Source organism: Acidiplasma cupricumulans (assembly GCF_001402935.1).
Lineage (GTDB): Archaea > Thermoplasmatota > Thermoplasmata > Thermoplasmatales > Thermoplasmataceae > Acidiplasma > Acidiplasma aeolicum.
In genome coordinates, this window is the sequence record NZ_LKBH01000017.1 from 1 (window position 1) to 402 (window position 402).

Annotated in this window: 1 protein-coding gene; it reads right to left on the bottom strand. The window is 21.1% G+C overall.

What is annotated here, in order from left to right; all coding sequences use genetic code 11:
- Positions 1 to 352: hypothetical protein (locus AOG55_RS00525; protein WP_156318710.1), on the bottom strand; the 352-nt coding region annotated here is incomplete at its 3' end.
- Positions 353 to 402: the final 50 nt, after the last annotated feature.

The window sequence follows — 402 nt, forward strand, 5'->3', positions numbered from 1 at the left end:
TATTAACATATTTTTTACTAAAAATTATAAATAATGTGGCTGTTATAAAAAGCAGCAAACTTATCATTCCATTGCGAAGAAACAAAAGAAATAATATGCCCAGAAAAATAAAAAATAATGAAATATTTATGTAGCTTTTTCTTACATTCTCCTGTGAAAAGCCTTTTATTTCATTTAAAGGTAAATATTTCATGGATGAATCCAAATAATCATCTATATTATATAAATAAATAAACCTTTTATCTGTAACTGCAGCCTTTTCATGTGATTTAAATTTATTTTTATTAAAATTCCTTTCAGGAAAAGTTAAAAGTATTTTTTCATCCTTATTGAGATATTTATTGAGAATCAAATAATTCTCTTTGTTGTTTATATTATCCATATAATAAAATATAAAATAAA